General features: G+C 71.3%; 22 protein-coding genes. 13 read left to right on the top strand and 9 right to left on the bottom strand.

Annotated features, from left to right (window positions below):
* Positions 1–77: 77 nt before the first annotated feature.
* Entirely contained in the window at positions 78–998 is a 921-nt protein-coding gene (locus tag BLT59_RS07495) for a LysR family transcriptional regulator (protein ID WP_091778036.1), read from the bottom strand.
* Positions 999–1,023: 25 nt separating this feature from the next.
* Complete coding sequence (locus BLT59_RS07490) at positions 1,024–1,398, bottom strand: hypothetical protein (RefSeq protein ID WP_091778034.1); 375 nt, start codon at positions 1,396–1,398, stop codon at positions 1,024–1,026.
* A 202-nt stretch (positions 1,399–1,600) separates the two neighbouring features.
* On the opposite strand from BLT59_RS07490, the gene BLT59_RS07485 reads away from it, so the two are divergent.
* The 9 genes from BLT59_RS07485 to BLT59_RS07445 all read left to right on the top strand — a co-directional run bounded on the left by BLT59_RS07485 (position 1,601) and on the right by BLT59_RS07445 (position 10,243).
* Complete coding sequence (locus BLT59_RS07485; protein WP_091778032.1) at positions 1,601–2,236, top strand: LemA family protein; 636 nt, start codon at positions 1,601–1,603, stop codon at positions 2,234–2,236.
* 10 nt (positions 2,237–2,246) lie between these two features.
* Positions 2,247–3,065, top strand: coding sequence for a TPM domain-containing protein (locus tag BLT59_RS07480; RefSeq protein ID WP_091778030.1), 819 nt, complete (start codon positions 2,247–2,249; stop codon positions 3,063–3,065).
* Positions 3,055–3,687 carry a TPM domain-containing protein gene (locus BLT59_RS07475; protein ID WP_091778028.1) on the top strand — a complete coding sequence of 211 codons (633 nt, stop codon included), beginning with the start codon at positions 3,055–3,057 and terminating at the stop codon, positions 3,685–3,687. Before BLT59_RS07480 ends, BLT59_RS07475 begins: the two co-directional genes overlap by 11 nt.
* Positions 3,688–3,951: 264 nt before the next feature.
* Positions 3,952–5,268 carry a nucleotide disphospho-sugar-binding domain-containing protein gene (locus BLT59_RS07470; RefSeq protein WP_091778026.1) on the top strand — a complete coding sequence of 439 codons (1,317 nt, stop codon included), beginning with the start codon at positions 3,952–3,954 and terminating at the stop codon, positions 5,266–5,268.
* Positions 5,265–5,504 carry a ferredoxin gene (locus BLT59_RS07465; RefSeq protein WP_091778024.1) on the top strand — a complete coding sequence of 80 codons (240 nt, stop codon included), beginning with the start codon at positions 5,265–5,267 and terminating at the stop codon, positions 5,502–5,504. The genes BLT59_RS07470 and BLT59_RS07465 overlap by 4 nt, the downstream gene beginning before the upstream one ends.
* On the top strand, positions 5,501–6,823 hold the full coding sequence (locus BLT59_RS07460; protein ID WP_091778022.1) for an NAD(P)/FAD-dependent oxidoreductase: 1,323 nt from the start codon (positions 5,501–5,503) through the stop codon (positions 6,821–6,823). The genes BLT59_RS07465 and BLT59_RS07460 overlap by 4 nt, the downstream gene beginning before the upstream one ends.
* Positions 6,816–8,057: a cytochrome P450 gene (locus tag BLT59_RS07455; protein ID WP_091778020.1), complete on the top strand. Its 1,242-nt coding sequence runs from the start codon at positions 6,816–6,818 to the stop codon at positions 8,055–8,057. The genes BLT59_RS07460 and BLT59_RS07455 overlap by 8 nt, the downstream gene beginning before the upstream one ends.
* A 226-nt stretch (positions 8,058–8,283) precedes the next feature.
* On the top strand, positions 8,284–9,459 hold the full coding sequence (locus BLT59_RS07450) for a zinc-dependent alcohol dehydrogenase (RefSeq protein WP_091778018.1): 1,176 nt from the start codon (positions 8,284–8,286) through the stop codon (positions 9,457–9,459).
* A gap of 115 nt (positions 9,460–9,574) precedes the next feature.
* Positions 9,575–10,243 carry an SOS response-associated peptidase gene (locus tag BLT59_RS07445; protein ID WP_091778016.1) on the top strand — a complete coding sequence of 223 codons (669 nt, stop codon included), beginning with the start codon at positions 9,575–9,577 and terminating at the stop codon, positions 10,241–10,243.
* Positions 10,244–10,249: 6 nt separating this feature from the next.
* Here BLT59_RS07445 and BLT59_RS07440 read toward each other — a convergent pair whose 3' ends face one another.
* The 3 genes from BLT59_RS07440 to BLT59_RS07430 all read right to left on the bottom strand — a co-directional run bounded on the left by BLT59_RS07440 (position 10,250) and on the right by BLT59_RS07430 (position 11,703).
* Complete coding sequence (locus tag BLT59_RS07440; RefSeq protein WP_091778014.1) at positions 10,250–11,011, bottom strand: lytic transglycosylase domain-containing protein; 762 nt, start codon at positions 11,009–11,011, stop codon at positions 10,250–10,252.
* A gap of 86 nt (positions 11,012–11,097) precedes the next feature.
* Positions 11,098–11,358 carry a hypothetical protein gene (locus BLT59_RS07435; RefSeq protein WP_091778012.1) on the bottom strand — a complete coding sequence of 87 codons (261 nt, stop codon included), beginning with the start codon at positions 11,356–11,358 and terminating at the stop codon, positions 11,098–11,100.
* Positions 11,359–11,406: 48 nt separating this feature from the next.
* The gene (locus BLT59_RS07430; protein ID WP_175543958.1) at positions 11,407–11,703 is read right to left on the bottom strand and encodes a hypothetical protein; all 297 of its coding nucleotides are present in this window, start codon (positions 11,701–11,703) and stop codon (positions 11,407–11,409) included.
* Positions 11,704–11,840: 137 nt separating this feature from the next.
* Here BLT59_RS07430 and BLT59_RS07425 point away from each other — a divergent pair, with 137 nt between their 5' ends.
* A complete protein-coding gene (locus tag BLT59_RS07425) occupies positions 11,841–12,062 on the top strand; it encodes a hypothetical protein (protein WP_091778010.1) in 222 nt (73 codons plus the stop codon).
* Here the strand turns inward: BLT59_RS07425 and BLT59_RS07420 are convergent.
* Both BLT59_RS07420 and BLT59_RS07415 read right to left on the bottom strand, forming a co-directional pair.
* Positions 12,056–12,685 (bottom strand): MSMEG_1061 family FMN-dependent PPOX-type flavoprotein, encoded by a 630-nt coding sequence (locus BLT59_RS07420; RefSeq protein ID WP_091778008.1) that lies wholly within the window; start codon positions 12,683–12,685, stop codon positions 12,056–12,058. The two genes, BLT59_RS07425 and BLT59_RS07420, sit on opposite strands and share 7 nt — an antisense overlap.
* Before the next feature lie 53 nt (positions 12,686–12,738).
* A complete protein-coding gene (locus BLT59_RS07415) occupies positions 12,739–13,926 on the bottom strand; it encodes a hypothetical protein (protein WP_244513892.1) in 1,188 nt (395 codons plus the stop codon).
* 117 nt (positions 13,927–14,043) lie between these two features.
* On the opposite strand from BLT59_RS07415, the gene BLT59_RS07410 reads away from it, so the two are divergent.
* From BLT59_RS07410 to der, 3 genes are all read left to right on the top strand, one after another.
* The gene (locus tag BLT59_RS07410; protein WP_091778006.1) at positions 14,044–14,652 is read left to right on the top strand and encodes an NnrU family protein; all 609 of its coding nucleotides are present in this window, start codon (positions 14,044–14,046) and stop codon (positions 14,650–14,652) included.
* 107 nt (positions 14,653–14,759) lie between these two features.
* Positions 14,760–15,470, top strand: a complete 711-nt coding sequence (locus BLT59_RS07405) for a tetratricopeptide repeat protein (protein WP_091778004.1) — start codon at positions 14,760–14,762, stop codon at positions 15,468–15,470.
* Between the two features lie 29 nt (positions 15,471–15,499).
* Entirely contained in the window at positions 15,500–16,846 is a 1,347-nt protein-coding gene (der, locus tag BLT59_RS07400; RefSeq protein WP_091778003.1) for a ribosome biogenesis GTPase Der, read from the top strand.
* Positions 16,847–16,968: 122 nt separating this feature from the next.
* On the opposite strand, the gene BLT59_RS07395 is transcribed toward der, so the two are convergent.
* Together BLT59_RS07395 and BLT59_RS07390 are read right to left on the bottom strand one after the other, a co-directional pair.
* Positions 16,969–18,087, bottom strand: a complete 1,119-nt coding sequence (locus tag BLT59_RS07395; protein WP_091778001.1) for a carboxylate-amine ligase — start codon at positions 18,085–18,087, stop codon at positions 16,969–16,971.
* A gap of 61 nt (positions 18,088–18,148) precedes the next feature.
* A complete protein-coding gene (locus BLT59_RS07390) occupies positions 18,149–18,559 on the bottom strand; it encodes a dihydrofolate reductase (RefSeq protein ID WP_091778133.1) in 411 nt (136 codons plus the stop codon).
* Positions 18,560–18,596 lie beyond the last annotated feature (37 nt).

Raw genomic sequence — 18,596 nt, 5'->3', positions numbered from 1 at the left:
CCCCGAGATAGGGCTCTTCCCGACGCGAAGTCCAAACGCGATGTACCAGCGTGCGTTCGCCGCCTGAGAACGCACGCTCAGCGCGCGGCGGCCCGGAGATGCTCCAGCAGGAGCGCCGCCGCCGGGGACAGCGCGCCCGGGCGGACGACAAGGCGGAGCGTGCGCACGGCCCAGGGATCGGTGAGCGGCACCGCGGCAAGCTGCATCGGCGGGCCCAGCAGGGCGTAGACGTGCTCCGGCACGGTCCCGAGGCCCAGCCCGACCTGCGCCATGCGGCAGATCGCGTCGAAGCTCGGCACGTGCATGCGCAGCCGCAGCGGCCGGCCGAGACGACGGGCCTCGTCGCGCAGGGCGGCGTAGATCGAACTCTCCGCATGCAGCCCGACATGGTCGTAGTCGAGGGTGTCGGCCAGCGCGACGGCGCCGCGGCCGCTCAGGGGATGGCCGGCCGGCATCACCAGGACGAGGCGGTCGCTCCGGTACGGGAAGGCGGTGAGGCTGCGGGTGTCGGTGTTGCCCGCGCAGAGGCCGAGATCGGCGAAGCCCTCCTCGACGCCGGCGACGACGCCGCCGCTCGGGCGCTCCTCGAGGTCGACCCGGATCCCATGCTGCGCCGCCAGGAAGGCCTGCAGGTCCTCGGGCAGGAACTCCACGATGGCCGAGAGGTTGGCGAGGACCCGCACGAAGCCGCGCACGCCCCGGGCGTGCTCGGCGAGTTCCAGGGCGATCTGCTCGGCGCTCGCCAGCATGCGGCGGGTGTGGTGCAACAGGGTCTCGCCCGCCGGCGTGAGGCGCATGCCGCGGGGCTCGCGGGTGAGCAGGGTGCAGCCGAGGGCGTGTTCCAGCTCGGCGAGCCGCTTGCTCACAGCCGACGGGGCGATCGCCGCCCGCCGCGCCGCGCCGTTCAGGGTCCCCTCCGCGCAGATGGCCGCGAATAGCCGGAGCGTCTTCAGGTCGAGGCGGCTCAGGGTCGCGGCCGCGGGCAGGTCGGCGGACATCCGGCGGCTCGGCTCGGGTGCGCCGTCAGTCGCGGGATCCGACCGGCTGGCCGTAGGTGCCGAGACCGGCCTTGGCCCCCTCCCGGTTGACGAGGCCGAAGCGCAGCACCGCCTGCTCCAGGTAGTCGATCGCGTCGACCAGATGGGCGCGCGCCTCGGCGATGCTCGCGTCCCCCTCCTCGGCCGGCGTCTCGGCGAGCTTCACGGCGGCGATCAGGACGCGGTCGCGCTCATCCTCGATCCGCGGATCGCGGGCGAGGTGGCCCCGGACCCGGACGTCGAACGTCTCGATGATCGACCAGGGCAGCGCGTCCTTGCCGGACGGCGCCCGGTACGCCAGGGCGTGACGGCGTGCGGCGGCGCTGGCGGCCCGGACGTGATCGGCGAGTGCTGCATCCATTTCCGGTCTCCGCGACGCCGCGCCGATGGGTCCGCTCGTTGGTCCGAACGTGCTCCGGCCCAGTCCGTTGCCGACGCCCATACCGGGCGGCGCCACAAACCTTCAAGGCCGCGGACACGGGGCCTTACCTTGGCGGTTCCGGCCCTTATCTCTCGTGTTCGTGATCAAGCGGCCGAGTCTCGGCCGGCAGATGGGGGACGATATGGGAACGACGCTGACGGCTGGCGCGGTGCGCCGCACATCGCCCGCGGTGCGCCTCCTCGGCGTGCTCTCGGTGATCCTGGTGGCCGCGGGTCTCTCCGGCTGCGGGGCGGTGAACCGGGTGCCGACGCTGCAGGAGCAGGCCAAATCCTCATGGAGCGAGGTGCAGAACCAGTACCAGCGCCGGGCCGACCTGATCCCCAACCTCGTCGAGACCGTGAAGGGCTACGCCCAGCAGGAGAAGGACGTGCTGATCGGCGTCACCGAGGCGCGCGCCAAGGCGTCGAGCGTTAAGGTCGATGCCTCGACGGTGAGCGACCCGCAGAAGTTCAAGGAATATCAGGACGCCCAGAACCAGCTCTCGGGGGCGCTCGGTCGGCTGCTGGTGACGGTGGAGAAGTACCCCGACCTCAAGTCGAACCAGAACTTCCTCGCCCTGCAATCCCAGCTGGAGGGCACCGAGAACCGCATCGCGGTGGCGCGGCGCGACTACATCACGGCCGTCCAGGCCTACAACACCGAGGTGCGCACCATTCCAGGGCGGTGGATCGCGGCGATCCTGTATCCGGACGCCAAGCCGATGGAGACCTTCACGGCGACGCCGAATGCCGACCGGCCGCCGAACGTGAAGTTCTAGGGTGCAACCGATGGGGCTGAGTTCGGGGCGGGCCACGGGCCGGGCCATGCCCGTCCGGGCGCGGCTTGCCCTGTCGCTCGCCGTCCTCGTCACCTGCCTGACGGTCTACGCGTTCGGGGCGCTGGCGGCCGAGCTGACCTTCCCGGCGCTGACCGACCGCGTGGTCGACGCTGCCGGCGTCCTCACGCCGGAGCAGCGCGGCACGCTCGAAGCCAAGCTGAAGGCGCACGAGGACAAGACCTCGGATCAGGTGGTCGTTGCCACGGTGCCGAACCTGCAGGGCACGACCATCGAAGACTATGCCAACCGCCTGTTCCGCGATTGGAAGCTGGGACAGGCCAAGACCAACAACGGCGTCCTGTTGCTGGTGGCGCCGAGCGAGCGGAAGGTCCGGATCGAGGTCGGCTACGGCCTCGAGGGCGCCCTCACCGACGCCCTGTCCAAGGTGATCATCGCCAGCGCCATCACCCCGCGCTTCAAGACCGGCGACTATTTCGGCGGCCTCAACGCCGGCATCGACGGAATCCTGTCGATCCTGGCCGGCGACGCGGAGGAATGGCAGCGCAAGCCCCAGGTGCGGACCGACGAGGTCGATCCCGCCCAGGTGGCGGTCTTCATCGCACTGTTCGTGATCGTGCTCTTCGTCGCCTGGCGCATGAGCCGGGGCGGAAGGGCCGGGCGTGGCGGCGGTATCGTGCTCCTGCCGGGCCCCGGCTCGGGCGGATGGGGCGGCGGCTTCTCGGATGGCGGGTCGTCGGGCGGCTTCGACGGTGGGTTTTCCGGCGGCGGCGGCTCGTCGGGCGGCGGAGGAGCCTCCGGTGACTGGTAGACGTGCGGATGTGCTGACTCCGGAGGCGCGGGACCGGCTCGCCCGCGCGGTGGCACGGGCAGAAGCCGGAACATCCGGCGAGATCGTCGTGATGGTGAGCCGGCGTGCCGGCGCCTATCGCTCGGTGGTCCTGCTCGCCACCCTGGCGGCGGCGCTGATCCTGCCCTGGCCGCTGATCGTCCTGACCGCCTGGAGCGCCGCGTCGATCCTGCTCGCCCAGGCGGGGCTGGTGGCCGCGATCCTCGTGGCGAGCCAGAACGAGCGGCTGCGCATGGCCCTGGTGCCGCGCAGCCTGCGCAGCGCTCGCGCCCGGGAGGCCGCCCGCCGAGCCTTCTGGTCCCGGGGCCTGAGCCTGACGCGCAACCGCACCGGTGTCCTGCTCTACCTGTCGCTCGCCGAACGGCACGCGGAGATCGTCACCGATCTCGGCGTCCTGCGGGAGATCCCGCCGACCGCCTGGGACGGAATCCTCGCCGAGCTGGTGCCGGCCCTCGGCCGCGGCGCCGTCGAGGCCGGCCTGACGGCGGCGGTCGAGCGTGTCGGGGCCTGCCTGGCGGAGCATCTTCCCGCGGGTCCGGGCGACCCCGACGAGTTGCCGAACCGGGTTGTCGTGGTCGACTGACAGCAGTCGCAACGCGTGATGGCCACCGGCACCCGACGCGCGACACCTGCAGCATACGACATTCCGATATTGCACCGTACCGCAACCGGATGCCATGGTGCGGTGCCGCACGAAGCATCCTTCGGTTGTGTAACTGTGCCGGACAGGCCGCGATTCTCCCTCTGAGTCCGGCGTGCCGGAGCCCCGGGGCACCTGCGCATGACGCCGCCGGGTTGCTGACCAGGGACGCCGCCGGCGCGACCGGCTGCGCGCAAGGAGGCCGTGATGAAGATCCTGATCGCCGCGACGCCGCTCACCGGCCACGTGAACCCGCTCCTCGCCATCGGGCGGGCGGCGGCCGCCCGAGCGGACGACGTCCTCGTGCTCACCGACCCGGCCTTCCGGTCGAAGGTCGAGGCGGCGGGCCTGCGCTTCACGCCCTACGCAGACAATCATTCGGCCGAGTACCGCGAGACCGAGCTGCCGGCCGGGCCGGAGCGCTACCGCCGCGAATTCGAGCGCCGGTTCGTGGATCCGATGGCGATCCAGGCCGCCACCTTGCGGGCGCTGATCGCCGCCGAGGCGCCCGACGTGATCCTGGCCGGCAGCATGTTCCTCGGGGTTCTGCCGCTGCTCCTCGACACCGCGCCGCGGCCACCCATCGTGACCGTCAATGTCAGCTTCCTGTTCCTCGACCGTCCCGACCACGCGCCCGTGGGCCTCGGCCTGCCTCCGGCCCGCGACCGGGAGGATCTGGTTCGCTATGCCGCCCTCAAGGCCGGCATGGACGCGGCCTTCGTCAATCCGGTGCGGGCCTATACGGACGCGAAGCTCGCAGAACTCGGCCGGCCGCCTCTGCCGGCCTCCCTCCCGCATTCCATCGTGATCCTGCCGGACCTGTTCCTGCAGCCGACCGTGCCAGGCTTCGAGTACGATTACGGCACCCTGCCGCCGGGCCTGCGCTTCATCGGCCTTCTCCAGCCGCCGACGCCACCCGCGCCGCTGCCGGACTGGTGGCCCGATCTGGAGCGGGCGAACGCGGCGGGCCGGCCCGTCGTGCTCGTGACCCAGGGGACGCTGGCCAACGCGGATTTCGGCGAGCTCGTCGAGCCGACTCTGACCGCCCTGGCCGACCGGGACGATCTGCTGGTTCTGGCCACCACCGGCGGGCGCCCGGTGGATGCGCTGACGGTTCCGGTTCCGGCCAATACCCGCGTGTCGTGCTTCCTGCCGTTCCGGGAGTTGCTGCCGCGCGTAAGCGTGCTCGTGACCAATGGCGGCTACGGGAGCGTCTCGCAGGCGCTCGCCGCCGGTGTTCCGATCGTCTCGGCCGGGCTGACCGAGGACAAGGCGGAGGTGAACGCGCGCATCGGCTGGTCCGGTGTCGGGATCAACCTCGGGACCAACGCCCCGAGCCCGGAGGCCGTCGGCACCGCGGTGGCGCGCGTGCTCGATGAGCCCGGCTTCCGGACGCGTGCCGGGGCATTGCGGGATGCCTTCGCGGCGCGCGACGCCATGGCCTCCATCCTGACGGCTCTGGACGATCTCGCGCGATCCGATGCCGAGGCCGGCGTCGCGCGCGCGCTGGCGAGGTCGGCATGAAGCCGGCTTCCGGCGCCGGGGTGCTCCGGGTCGTCGTGGATCTTAACCGCTGCCAGGGCTACGCCCAGTGTTGCTACGCCGCGCCGGACGCCTTCGCCATCCGCGGCCACGAGATCCTGTTCTACGATCCCGCGCCGCCGGCCGAACGGCGCGGCGCCATCGAGCGAGCCCTGCAGGCCTGCCCGGTCCGCGCCATCAGCCTTCAGGCCGGCCCCGATGACGGAGACGCTCCGTGACCCCCGAACCCGCCGGCATCGTCGTGGTCGGGGCCTCCCTCGCCGGCTTGCGCGGCGCCGAGGCACTGCGGCGGGGCGGCTATGACGGTCCGCTCACCCTGGTTGGCGCCGAGCCCTACCGCCCCTATGACCGCCCCCCCCTGTCGAAGCACGTGCTCGCCGGGGAACTTGCCGCCGACGCGACCCGCCTGCCGGAACTGACCGACCTCCGCGCACGCTGGCGCCTCGGGAGCCCCGCCGTTTCCCTCGACCGGGCTTCCCGCACGCTCCGGCTCGGCGACGGGTCCGTCCTGGCCTACGAGGCCCTGCTCATCACCACCGGCGCCGAGGCCCGGCCCTGGCCGGCCGAGACCGGCGGCGGTCTCGCCGGCATCTTCACCCTGCGCGGACGCGACGACGCGGCCGCCTTGCGGGAAGCCCTGGTCGCGCGGCCGCGCCAGGTGCTCATCGTGGGCGGTGGCCTGATCGGCTGCGAGGCGGCGTCCTGCCTGCGCGATCTCGGCCTGCCCGTGACCCTGGTCGATCCGAATCCGGCGCCCCTGGCCCGAGGTCTGGGAGGCTTCGTCGGCGGGGTGATCGCCGGGTGCCTGCGCGATTCCGGCGCCATGTTCCGCCCCGGCACGATGGTGCGCGCCTTCGAGGGCGATGCGGCGGGGCATGTGGCCCGGGCGCGGCTGGCGGACGGCAGCACCATCGAGACCAATCTCGTCATCGCCGCCCTGGGAGCGACCCGGGCGACGGGCTGGCTGCGGGGCGCGGGCCTGAGGGCGGATGCCGGTGGGGTGACCTGCGACGCGGCCTGCCGGGTCCTCGCCGCCGACGGGACGCCCTGCCCGGACATCTACGCCGCCGGCGATGTCGCCCGGTGGCCGATCGCGCTCTATGGCCATCGTCTGATCGCGGTGGAGCATTGGGGTAACGCCATCGAGCAGGCGGCCCATGCCGCGCGCAACCTGCTGGCCGGTCCCGGTGACCAGCGCCCCTACACGCATCTGCCAGCCTTCTGGTCGAGCCAGTTCGGGGTCAACATCAAGCTGGTCGGGCTCCCCGAGGGAGCCGATTCCGTCGCGGTCGTGCAGGGTTCGCGGGCCTCCCGACGCTTCCTTGCCGTCTATGGACGGGCCGGGCGCAGCATCGCGGCCGTCTCGTTCGATCAGGCGCGCTGGCTGCCCGCCTACGCGGAGGCAATCACAGCCGGCGCCCCGTTCCCGCCGATCAACGACGCCACCGACCGGCCCCGCATCGAGACGTCCGCCCCGGGCTTCCCGTCGCTGCGCACCGCCCCGGCACACCCCGCCGCCGAGACCGTCCATGTCTGACGATGCGCTGTTCGCAGCCGTGATGGATCCGGCCAACCGGGCCGATCCCTACCCGCTCTATGCCCGGCTGCGGGAGCGACCGGTCTCCCGCCAGCGCGACGGCAGCTACGTCGTCTCTACGCACGCGGCGATCCGCAGCCTGCTGTTCGATCCGCGGCTCAGCTCCGAGGACCTGCCGCCGCCCCGGCGCCCACGCACCGGCAACCCGCTCAAGGACCTGATCCTCAACCCGATCAAGAACCGCATCAGCGCGACGCACCGGCCGTTCATCTTCCGCGATCCGCCGGACCACGACCGGCTCCGCAGTTTGGTCATGCGGGAATTCTCCATCGCACGGGTGCAGGCGCTGCGGCCGCGGATCGCCCAGGAGGTCGACGCCCTGATCGACGCGTGCCGGGGACGCGGGGAGGTCTGCCTCGTCAGTGATCTCTCCTATCCCCTGCCGGTGACGGTGATCTGCGAATTGCTCGGCGTGCCGCGCGCGGACGAGCCGCGATTTCAGGCCTGGGCGACGCAGCTCGCCACCGCAGTGGAGCCGGACGCACGCCACGATGATGCGACCCGCCGCCAGATCGTCGGCGCCTTCGACGAGATCGCCGCCTATATGGGCGATCTCATCCGCGAGAAGCGTCGGCGGCCCACCGACGACATGCTGAGCGGTCTGGCCGCCCCCGGTCCGGGCGGCCGGAAGCAGATGAGCGACTTCGACCTCCTGTCCACGGCGGTTTTGCTGCTGGTGGCGGGTCACGAGACCACCGTGAACCTCATCACCAACGCCATGCTGACGCTGCTCCGGCACCCCGAGGAGCTGGAGCGGCTCCGGGCCGATCCGGAGCGCGCGCCGCGGCTGATCGAGGAGGTCTTGCGCTATGAGCCGCCGGTGCATTTTCGGACCCGGAAGGCGCTCGGCACAATCACCGTGGCCGGCGAGACGATTCCCAAGGGCGCGCCGGTGATCCTGCTCTTCGCCGCCGCGAACCGCGATCCATCCCGCTTCCAGGCGCCGGACCGCTTCGATCCCGACCGGGGCGACATCGAGCATTTCGGCTTCGGCGGAGGCTTGCATTACTGCGTCGGCGCCCCCCTGGCGCGGATCGAGGCCGAGATCGCCCTGGTGGCGCTGAGCCGCCGCCTCGTCGCCCCGCGCCTCGCGGTCGATCCGCCGCCTTACCGTCCGGGCGCGTCGCTCCGGGGGCCGGAGGAGCTGCGCATTGGCATCGACGGCACCGCCTGAACGGAATCGGCGCAACGGCGCGAGTCGTAAAGCGACGGTGAACGGAGCTGTTTCACGTGAAACAATTGTAAACCTCTGAGCCCGGGGGTGAGCGGACCACGCTCGGGCTGCCCCGCCCGACAGCCAACAGGCCGCAATCGGCCCTGGAACTTGGCCGTACCGGCGGGAGCTTTACGGGAGAACGGCCGAGGCGGCCGCAATCCCAAAAGCTCCTGGAGATCCTGCGATGAAGGCACTGTGCTGGCATGGCCGCAACGACATCCGCTGCGACACGGTCCCGGACCCGGTCATCGAGGATTCCCGCGACGTCATCATCAAGGTGACGAGCTGCGCGATCTGCGGCTCGGACCTGCACCTCATGGACGGGCTGATGCCGACCATGAAGAGCGGCGACGTCCTCGGCCACGAATTCATGGGCGAGGTGGTGGAGGTCGGGCAGGGCTTCACCAAGTTCAAGAAGGGCGACCGGATCATCGTGCCCTTCAACATCAATTGCGGGGAATGCCGGCAGTGCAAGCTCGGCAATTTCTCGGTCTGCGAGCGGTCGAATCGCAACGCCGAGATGGCAGCGGCGCAATTCGGCTACCCGACAGCGGGCCTGTTCGGCTACTCGCACCTGACCGGCGGCTATGCCGGCGGCCAAGCCGAATATGTGCGCGTGCCGATGGCGGACGTCGCGCCCATGAAGGTGCCGGACGGCATGGACGACGAATCCGTCCTGTTCCTCACCGACATCCTGCCCACCGGCTGGCAGGGCGCGGAGCATTGCGAGATCCAGGGCGGCGAGACCATCGCAATCTGGGGTGCCGGCCCGGTCGGCATCTTCGCCATCCAGTCAGCGAAGATCATGGGGGCTGAACGGATCATCGCCATCGAGACGGTGCCCGAGCGTGTCGCCCTCGCCAAGAAGGCCGGCGCCACCGACGTCATCGACTTCATGAACGAGGACGTGTTCGAGCGGATCAAGGAGATCACCAAGGGTCAGGGTGCCGACGGCGTGATCGACTGCGTCGGCATGGAGGCGAGCGCCGGCCATGGCGGTCTCACCGGCATGCTCTCCACCGTCCAGGAGAAGCTGACCGCCACCGAGCGCCCTTACGCGCTGGCCGAAGCCATCAAGGCGGTCCGGCCCTGCGGTATCGTTTCGGTGCCCGGCGTCTATGGCGGTCCGATCCCGGTCAATATGGGCTCGATCGTCCAGAAGGGCCTGACCCTCAAGAGCGGCCAGACCCATGTGAAGCGCTATCTCGAGCCGCTGACCAAGCTGATTCAGGAGGGCAAGATCGACATGACCTCCCTGATCACCCACCGTTCGCAGAACCTCGCGGACGGGCCGGACCTCTACAAGGCCTTCCGCGACAAGAAGGACGGCTGCGTGAAGGTGGTGTTCCACCTGAATTGAGACGCCGCGCGCCCCGGCCACGATCGGCTGGGGCGCATGCCGTCGGACCTGCTGGGCGCGGCGTCCCGGAAGCGTGTAGAGCCGGCTCCGTACTTACGAACCGTCCGGGACGTCCATGTGCAATCTCTACAGCCTGCGGACCGGTCCCGCGGCACTGCGCCAAGCCTTCGGGATCGCGCAGGACCATACCGGAAACCTGCCGCCGTTGCCGGCTATCTTTCCCGATCAGATGGCGCCGGTGGTCCTGAACGGCGAGGCCGGGCGGGACCTGGCGATGATGCGCTGGGGCATCCCGGGTCCGAAGGCGTTCGGCGCGCATCCGATCACCAACGTGCGCAACGTCGCGAGCCCGCATTGGCGGCCCTGGCTCGGCATCGCCCATCGCTGCCTCGTGCCGGTCACGGCCTTCAGCGAGTATGCGGATACCAAGCCGCGCAAGACGCCGGTCTGGTTCGCCCTCGATGAGGATCGGCCGCTCTTCGCCTTCGCGGGGATCTGGCGGTCCTGGACCGGCGTGCGCGGGACGAAGCGCGAGAATCCCGACCGGATTTCCGAGGAACACCGATTGTTCGCCTTCCTGACCACCGACGCGAACGGGGTCGTCGGGCCGGTCCATCCCAAGGCCATGCCGGTGCTGCTCACGAATCCGGACGAATGGGCGACCTGGCTCGAGGCGCCTACCGCGGAGGCGCTCCGGCTGCAGCGGCCGTTGCCGGATGCCGCGATGCGCGAGGTCGCCCGGGGACCGCGATCGGACGGGGCCGACACCGAGATTGGGGACTGACCGGCGTTACCCGCCCGCCGGGTCGCCGGAGGGAGAACCCACGGGGCCGGCCGTCACGCCGCGGGCCCGCCAGCGCGCCATCACGGCGGCGTTGAGCCGGGCGATCCGCGCCCGGTGAACCTCCCAGAACGAGCGCGGCGCGGCCGGGGCAGCGGCCACGCGCTCCCGGTGGACGGGTCCCGTGGGCCTGTCGACGAGGCGGAGCAGGGAGGCCGGGCGGGCGCTGACCCGAACAAGGCGTCCTTCGGGATCGGCCAGGACCGCCTGGGCGCGGGCGCAGTAGAGCTGCGACAGCGGTGACATCACCTCCGCCCCATGTCCGGCCCGGTACTTCATCAGGGCGCGACAGAGGTCGCCGTCGGCCCGGCGCCAGGCTTCGGCCAGGTAGCGCACGCCGTAGCGGACGTTCATCTCCGGCGCCGCCAGTTCCGCGAGGGTGCCGCGGAAGCCGAGCATCGCCGCGGTGGTCGGCCGGACCTGCATCAGCCCGACCTCGCCGACGCTGCCGACCACGGTGGGATCGTAGCCGCTCTCGATCCGCGCGACGGCATCGGCGACCGCGAGCGGCAGGCCGGTACCGGCAATCTCGCGGGCGATGAGCGGCAGGAAGCGGGCCCGCGCGTCGGCGGCGGGTGGCGCCGGCGCGGAAACCGGCGGGACCGGCGGCAGGGACGCCATGCCCAGCGCGTGCACTGCCAGGAAGGTGGCGGGCCGGGCCTGGGCGGGGGCCGCGCAGGTCAGCAGCAGGAGAAGCAACGGAGCGCGCATCGGCCGCCACGGGGAGGGTCCGCGAACCTGCTTACGCCCCTCGCCTCAACGAAGCCTTTCGCGGCGCCCGCTTCGCGATCGGGCGTTCACTGGACCGGGCCGCGGTCCCGCGCCTGCAGCAGCCGCAGGGCCTCGCCCAGGACGGCGTGGAGATCGGCCGCGCCCTGCGGGCTGAGCGGCAGGCCGATCCGCTGCCCGTGGATCGTATCGAGGACCAGCATGGCGAGATCCTCGCCGATCAGCAGGTTGGATCCCGGCAGGCAGAGCGGCAGGACGAAATCGCCCTCGACCTCGCCGAGGATATCGACCGCGTCGGCCGGCCGAAAGGGCGGTTTCCGATCGGTCATCGCTCCCCTCCTCGCGTTTCTCTCGTCACCGGCGGCCGGCAGCGGGGCTCAACCGCGGTCGCGGTCCGGCATCCGCACCGACCGCACCGTCAGCGTGTCGATCTCCAGCGTGCCAACCTCCAGGGAGCCGACGCGAGCGCGGCCCACCGAGAGGCGGCCGATCGCGAAGGCGCCCACCGCCACGACGCCGAGGGCCGCGGCCCCGAGGGCCAGCGCGCCCAGGGCCGACGCCCCGATTGTCCCCGCGCCGACAGCGCCCGAGCCGAGGATCGCGGCGTCGCGAGACGGATGGGGGCCCGCCCCGACCGCGCGGATCTCTGTCTCCGGAACCCTCAACTGCGCCATGCGGGCTTCACTCCGACCGGTCCATGTCCGGGACAGCTATACCCGACGTTAACTGCGTTTTCACGCCGCTTGGAGACGATGGCCCTCGATCCCGGCCGGCCCGGACAGCGGGTCCGCCGCCAGAGAGGACGTCGCCCGTGCAGCACCTGCTCCAGGCCGTCGCGATCTTCGCGTTCGGCTGCCTGCTGATCCATGTCGGCCGCGCCTATGCTCGGGCGACCACATTCCTGCTCTCGGCCACCGCGCTGATGTTGAGCGTGACTCTCGGCACCGTGCTCTGCCAGCGGATCGGTGTCCCCGGGCGCTCCGTCGCGCTCGCCCCGTCCTACACGGTGGCGCTCGGCCGGCCCGCTCAGTAAAGCCGCGTCCGGTAGGCATCGGCGATCGTGGCCTCGGCCTCCGCCACGTCGGCGGCCGCGGTCTGGTCGGACAGGATGCGGCCGAGGCTCGGGAAGGTGTCCCGCGCGACCTGGCCTGCCGGATCCCAGAGGCGGGAGCGGATCATCGCCTTGCCGCAATGGAAGAACGCCTCCCGCACCCGCACCACGAGGCCCGCGACCGGCACCTTGCCCTGGGCACGCAGGGGTTCGAGCAGCGCGGCGTCCTGCGTCATCGCCGCCGTGCCGTTCACCCGGAAGGTCTCGTCGATCCCCGGCACCAGGAAGATCAGCCCGAGTCCGGGCTTCTCGAGCAGGTTGAGAAACGTGTCGATGCGGTTGTTGCCGCGTCGGTCCGGGATCAGCAGGGTCCGGGAATCGACGACCGCGACGAAGCCCGGCGCATCGCCCCGTGGGCTGGCATCGACGTTGCCGGCCGCGTCCGCGCTCGCCACCACGAGAAACGGCGAGAGCGCGATGAAGCGGCGGCCGTAATCGTCGATGTGGTCGAGCACCTTGCGGGCCGCGAGCGGACCGATGGGACCGAACCGCCCGCGCAGCGCAGCGGCGTCACGAGACAGCGGCGTGTCGGCTTGCGCATCCATGCGAACCTCCTGGCCCTGGGCTGACGCGGTGGGCGCGCCGCGGTCAAGCGAGATCAGGGCCAGACGCGGATCGCCACCGGTCGGCGCAGCAGGTCCCGGTCGGACGTGATCGTGCAGCCCTCCGTGCGCAGACTCGCGTAGGTCAGCAAGGCGCGATCCCCGACATCGTCGAAGTTGCGACCCTGCGCATCCGGATCGAGCAGCGACGGATAGGCGATGAGCGGCGCCGTCGCCGTGCACGGGTCGTCGTAGAGGGTTGCACTCGCAAGGAGCAGCCGCGGGCTGTCCCAGGTGATCAGGTCGCGGGACGTCGTCCAGTAGAATCCGGATTGGGCGAAGCCTTCGCCCGCCTTGGCCATGAACACGGCGATCCAGACACCCGAGCCGCGGTGCCGGACCACGGCCCCGATCGGCCCTGGGAACGGTCCGACAGGTCGGCAGGTCGCAGGATTGGGGCGGGCGGCGCGATAGGGATCCGGGAAAGCGGCCGTGAAGCCGGTGCCCGTCCAGGCCCGCCAGCGGGTCGGGTCGGCGGGATCGTCGCTGCGGAACAGGCAGAGCCCCGCCTCCTGATCGCTGCCGGGCCGGGTCCAGCCCGTGGTCGAGGCGAGGAAATACCGCCAGCGCCCGACTGCCACGATGTTCGACGGGTTGAAGAAGCCCCGGTGATGGCCCTGATCGACCTCCTGCCGGAACGGGGCGCCGGCCACCACGACGGGTGGGTTCTGCCGCGTGAAGCTGCGCCCGCCATCCGTCGAGGCCGCCGCCGTAATCGTGTTGTACCAGCAGGCCATGTACGTCCCCGCCTTGCAGCGACCGGGATGCTCGTTGGCCTGGTACTCGTGGTGGAGGAGCGCGGCCACGCGGGCACCGTCCTCGGTCCAGGTGGCGGTGATCCAGGAGCGGTCGTCATAGGACGCCGGGTCGGGCTTCTCACCCGAATCGAGCACCACCGTGCAGTCGAGCTTGAGATGGCCGAGATCCGGACCGCGCAGCGCCCGGTTGCGGTAATGCATGCCGTAGAGCGCGACCGCACCGGAAACGTCCCGGAAGGCGCGCGCCGGCGCGTCCGGGACATCGGCCCCGTCGCAGGCGTCGCGGCCCGCCTTGAAGACGAGAGTGGGCGGACCGACGAGGGTCAGAGCGGAGAGGGGCGGCTCGGAGACGGCCGCCGCCGGAGGCGGCATGAGGATCAGGGCCGACAGACCGATCACGGATCCGAGGCGGGACGCCAAGCCCATCGTCGCTATCCAGCTGCGTCCCGGCCGCGCCTGGACAAACAGGCGGAGATTCGCTTGAGAACCATTACAGAGTGCTTGCCGCGGACTGGTCGCGCGCGGCCCGACTGAAAGTCTTCCATGGTTCTCCTGATCCTCGGGCTGGTGCTGTTCCTCGGCACGCACGCCTTCTCGATGGCCCGCACGAGGCGCGCCGCGATCGTCGGCCGGATCGGCGAGGGCCGCTTCAAGCTGGGTTACACCGCCCTGTCGCTTCTCGGGCTGGTGCTGATCGGAATCGGCTTCCACGATTACCGACTCAGCGGCTACATCCCGGTCTGGGATCCGCCGGTCTGGACCCGCCACCTCGCGCTGACGCTGGTCTGGGCCGCCTTCGTGTGCCTCGCGGCCGCCTACCTCCCGGGCCGCATCCGCGCCAAGACCAAGCATCCGATGCTGCTCGCCGTGAAGATCTGGGCGACGGCGCATCTCCTGGCCAACGGCGATCTCGGCTCGATCCTGCTGTTCGGGGGCTTCCTCGCCTGGGCGGTGGCGGCGCGGATCAGCGCCAAGCGCCGCGATCTTGCCCCCGGCGCCGTCGCTGCCCAGCACGGCGGCCCCGTGGCGGCCCCGCAGGGCTGGCGCAACGACATCCTGGCGCTGGTGATCGGGACGGCCGCGTGGTTCGTCTTCGCCCGCTACCTGCACTATCCGGTGATCGGCGTGCCGGTCTGGCCGGGCGCCGCCTGAGACGCCGCCTGAGCCACTGCCTGTCGCCAACCCCGCGCCTGTGTGTTAGGCGCGGGGCCCGATGGCGCTACGAGGTGGCCCGCTGACAGCATGCGGGCCGGGATAGAATGGCCGAGAACAACGAGTTCCTTCGCGAGGTCGACGAGGATTACCGCCGCGACCGGATCCTCCAGATCTGGAAGCGCTATAGCGGCGTGATCATCGCGCTCGCCGTGCTCGTGGTGGCGGGCGTCGCGGGCTGGCGCTACTGGCAGGCCCAGCAGCGCGCCGCGGCCGAACTGGCCTCGGTGCAGTTCGACGACGCCAACCGCCTCGCCAAGGACGGCAAGGCCGCGGAGGCCGACAAGGCCTTCGACGCCCTGGAGGCGCAGGGCCCGGCCGGCTATCGGCTGCTCGCCCGGTTCCGGGCGGCGGCCGAGACCGGCAAGCGCGACGCCGTGGCGGGCGCCGCGGAGTTCGACACGCTCGCCAACGATACCGGACTCGGTGACGGCCTGCGCGACCTCGCGCGCCTGCGCGCCGCGCTGCTGCGCCTCGACGGGCCGAACCCGGATCCGGCGCTGGCCAACCTCCAGGGCCTGGCCGCCGGGACGCCGTTCCGTCACACCGCCCGCGAGATGCTGGGCCTCGCCGCGCTGAAGAAGGGCGATTACGAAGAGGCCGGGCGCTGGTTCGACCAGATCGTGACCGATCCCGACACCCCGCGGAACCTGCGGGACCGGATCGAGGTCTACGCGGCAATCGTCGCGGGCGGTCCCGTGACGGTGACCGAGGCCAAGCCCGAGCCCGCCGCTCCGCCCCCGCCGATCACACGCTGATTTCTGTTCGGACTGTTTCGAGAACCACCATGGATATGCCGACCGTCGCGATCGTCGGGAGGCCGAACGTCGGCAAGTCGACCCTGTTCAACCGCCTCGTGGGCAAGAAGCTCGCGCTGGTCGACGACCGCCCGGGCGTGACCCGCGACCGGCGCGAGGGTGACGTGACCTTCGGCGGCCTCCAGTTCCGGGTGATCGACACCGCCGGGCTGGAAGAGGCCGACGCCGCCACCCTCACCGGCCGGATGCGCATGCAGACGGAGGCGGCCATCCTCGCGGCCGATGTGGTGCTGTTCGTGATCGACGCCCGCGCCGGGGTGCTGCCCGCCGACCAGCCCTTCGCCGAGCTGGTGCGCCGCGCCGGCTGCCCGGTGATCCTGATCGCCAACAAGGCCGAGGGCGGCAGCGGGCTCGCCGGGGCCTACGAGGCCTTCACCCTCGGGCTCGGCGACCCGATCCCGTTCTCCGCCGAGCACGGCGAGGGCCTGGGCGAGCTGCACGAGGCGCTCAAGGGCGCCCTGCCCCAGCGCGACGACGAGGAGGAGGACGCGGACGCCCCCGGCGGCCGCGCCCTGAAGGTCGCGATCGTCGGCCGCCCGAATGCCGGCAAGTCGACGCTGATCAACCGGATGCTCGGCGAGGAGAGGCTGCTCGTCGGCCCCGAGGCCGGCATCACCCGCGATTCGATCTCGCTGGATTGGGAGTGGCGCGGGCGCCGCATCAAGCTGCACGACACGGCCGGAATGCGCCGCCGCGCCCGGATCGACGACAAATTGGAAAAACTCGCGGTCTCGGATGGCTTGCGTGCCGTGCGCTTCGCCGAGGTGGTGGTGGTGCTCCTCGACGCCACGATCCCGTTCGAGAAGCAGGACCTCACCATCGTCGATCTCGTCGAGAGCGAGGGCCGCGCTCTGGTGATCGGCCTGAACAAGTGGGATCTGGTTGCCGACCAGCCGGGCCTGCTCAAGCAGCTGCGCGAGGATTGCACCCGGCTGCTGCCGCAGGTGCGCGGCGTCGCGGTCGTGCCATTGTCGGGTCTGGCCGGCGACGGCGTCGACAAGCTGATGCAGGCGGTGGTCCAGGCGTCGGAGGTCTGGGACCGGCGCATCTCGACCTCGCGCATCAACGACTGGCTGAACGAGGCGACCTCCCGCAACCCGCCCCCGGCGGTCTCGGGCCGGCGGATCAAGATCCGCTACGCCACCCAGGTGAAGAGCCGGCCGCCGCACTTCGCGCTGTTCGGCAACCAGCTCAACGCCCTGCCGAAATCCTACACGCGCTACCTCGTGAACGGCCTGCGCGAGGCGTTCGACCTGCCGGGCACGCCGATCCGCCTGTCCCTGCGGACCTCGCAGAACCCGTTCGACAAGGGCTGATCCACGCTCCGGTCGTCCTTGCGAGCGGAGCGAAGCAACCCAGTCGGCGCTACGTTCACGGATGTCGCGCAACCCTGGATCACTTCGCTGCGCTCGTGATGACGGCGCGGATGCGGCACCTCTCAGCGCGCCGCGTCGGCGATCCAGTCCACCGCGGCCGCCAGCGCGGCGCGCTCGTCCTGGGCCGCGGCGAGCGCGGCCTCGTAGGCCGCGATCTGCCCGTCGGCGCTGGTCCCGTCCGCCGCGATCGCCCGGGCCCGGGCCACGTCCGACGCGCAGCCGAGGGCGTCGGCATCCTCGGCCACGAGGGCGAGCACCGCCTCCAACGCCTCGGTGAACGGCACGGCCTCGCCCCGCGCCTCGTCGATCAGCGTCGCCTGCACGCCGCTGTGCTGGGCCCGCCACAGGTTCTCCGAGGCCAGCGCCCGCGAGACGCCGTCGAGACCGGCGTGAAGGTCAGGCCGGCGCACGCACAGGCGCACGAGGCAGCGGAACAGGGCGGCGATGCAGAGCGTATCGTCGAGCCGCGTGCAGGCATCGGCGATGCGCAGTTCCAGGGTCGGGAACTTGATGGAGGGGCGCAGCGACCACCACAGGAAGCTCGCATCCGCGATGGCCCCCGCGCCGGTCATGATGGCGACGAACCGCGCATGGGCGGCGGCGTCGGCGAAGAGTTCCGGCAGGCCGGTGCGCGGCAATTCCCCGAAGACGCTGAGCCGGTAGGCCCGCAGGCCCGTCGCCTCGCCCTGCCAGAACGGCGAGGAGGCCGAGAGCGCGAGCAGCAGCGGCTGGAACGGCAGCAGCCGGTTCATCAGGTCGATGCGGGCCTCCGGATCCGGCACCTCGACATGGACGTGCATGCCGCAGATCAGGGCCCGGCGCGCCGCGATGCCGACATCCGACAGGATGCCCTTGTAGCGTTCGCCGTCGGTGGCGGTCTGGCGCGACCAGCGGGCCAGGGGGTGCGTGCCGCAGGCCAGCAGCCTCAGACCGTTCTCGGCGGCGATCCCGGCGAGCCGCGCCCGCTGGCCGCCGAGATTGTCCCGGGCGGCCGCCGCGTCGGTAAGCGGCGGCGTGCAGACCTCGACCTGCGCGGCCACCAGCTCGCGGCCCGTCTCGGGCAGTTCCGCCTTCACCCGAGCGTGGAAGGCGGCGAGGTCGCCGCGCGGCGTCCCACGGGTCTCGGCATCGGCCAGGAAGTACTCCTCCTCGATGCCGAAGCGGTAGCTGGGGGCGCTCATCGTGGTCTCCGCAAAACGCGACGCGTGCGCGCCAACGCGCCGGCGGGGACGAAGGTGCCGCTCAGGCCGCGCGCAGCGGCCCGCCAACGAGCCATGCGGGATCGAACCAGCGGTCGGCCTCGCCGTCATAGGGCAGACGCGTGATGTCCCAGTTCTGGATGTACTTGGCGTAGACGTTCCACACCGCGATGCCGCCGCCGACGAAGATCCGCCGCCCGGGATAGCGCTTGAGCACCGCCTCCGGGTCCTCGTGGCTGCGGATCACGTCGATGGTGCGGTCCTTGAAGGCGAATTCAGGCACCGAGGCCACCGTCTTCGGCCCGGCGATCAGCACATGGCCCATGGTGAGCGCGAAGAAGCGCGTCACGTCCTCGACGAAGAGCGGGTCGGTGTTGCCCTCCCAGGGCAGGTGGCCATTGAGGCCGAGCTGGCCCCGCAGGCCGATCGCACAGATGCAGCGGACGTCGATCATCGTGAAGAACTCAGAGAGGAAGATCAGGCCCGTCCCA

The organism is Methylobacterium sp. UNC378MF (genome assembly GCF_900103195.1).
Taxonomy (GTDB): domain Bacteria; phylum Pseudomonadota; class Alphaproteobacteria; order Rhizobiales; family Beijerinckiaceae; genus Methylobacterium.
Note: the sequence above shows the minus strand (reverse complement) of the source record. Positions and strands in the feature narration are given on the sequence as shown.